The organism is Caulobacter sp., from assembly GCF_017744445.1.
Lineage (GTDB): Bacteria > Pseudomonadota > Alphaproteobacteria > Caulobacterales > Caulobacteraceae > Caulobacter.
The window spans coordinates 1-982 of record NZ_JAGIBH010000051.1; the positions used below are offsets into that span (position 1 = coordinate 1).

Annotated in this window: 2 protein-coding genes; both read left to right on the forward strand. The window is 69.3% G+C overall.

The genetic code is table 11. From position 1 onward, the window contains the following. Positions 1–65: 65 nt before the first annotated feature. On the forward strand, positions 66–737 hold the full coding sequence (locus tag J7528_RS23500; protein WP_291879689.1) for an MIP/aquaporin family protein: 672 nt from the start codon (positions 66–68) through the stop codon (positions 735–737). After that, positions 734–982: ArsC/Spx/MgsR family protein (locus tag J7528_RS23505; RefSeq protein WP_363270471.1), on the forward strand; the 249-nt coding region annotated here is incomplete at its 3' end. The genes J7528_RS23500 and J7528_RS23505, both read left to right, overlap by 4 nt.

Consider the following 982-nt stretch of genomic DNA (forward strand, 5'->3'; position numbering starts at 1 on the left):
GCTCTATTGTCGCCAGCGCCCAGGGCTGCGGTCCGGCCTGTACGCCAGGTTCGGCCTGCTGACCCATGACGTTCAGCCCGGTTCGCCGCCTCGTCGCCGAAGGCCTTGGCACGGCCCTGTTGCTGGCCGTTGTGATCGGTTCAGGGATCATGGGCGAGCGGCTTGCGGGCGGGAATGTCGCCATCGCCCTGCTGGGCAATACCCTGGCCACCGGCGCGGCGCTGGTGGTGCTGATCTGGGTGTTCGGGCCGATCTCTGGCGCGCACTTCAACCCGGCGGTGACGCTGGTGGCGGCCTTGAGGCGAGATATGCCGTGGCGTCTGGCCCTGGCCTATCCGGTCGCTCAGGTCGCGGGCGCGGTGCTGGGCGTCTGGGCGGCGCACGCCATGTTCGGCGAGCCGGTCTTCCAAGTCTCGACGAAGCTGCGTGACGGCGGAGCCCAGGCCTTCGCCGAGGTCATGGCGACCTTCGGCCTCGTCGCCGCCATTCTCGGCACGGTGCGGTTCCGGCCCGAGAGCACGGCGCTGGCCGTCGGCCTCTACATCACCGCCGCCTACTGGTTCACCGCCTCGACCTCGTTCGCGAACCCGGCGGTGACGCTGGCGCGGAGCCTGTCGGACACCTTCGCCGGGATCGCGCCCTCCAGCGCCCCAGCCTTCATCCTCGCCCAGTTCGTCGGCGCCCTGCTCGCGGCGGGCGTCTTCGGCTGGCTCCTCAAGCCGGACACGACCTCATGAGCGACGCTGCGTTCCCGATCGTGATTTTCCACAACCCGGCCTGCGGCACGTCCCGCAACACCGTCGCCATGGTCGAGGCCGCCGGCTATGCGCCCAAGGTCATCGAGTACCTAAAGGCGGGCTGGACCCGCGAGCAACTCCGGGAACTGGCCGGCGAGGCGGGCCTGACGATCCGCCAGCTCATGCGTGAGAAGGGTACGCCTGCCGAAGAGCTGGGCCTTCTAACCGATGGTGTTAGCGAGGAC

Coding starts and splice junctions, on each gene's coding strand:
- J7528_RS23500 (WP_291879689.1), top strand. CDS start 66: ATGACGTTCAGCCCGGTTCGCCGCCTCGTCGCCGAAGGCCTTGGCACG.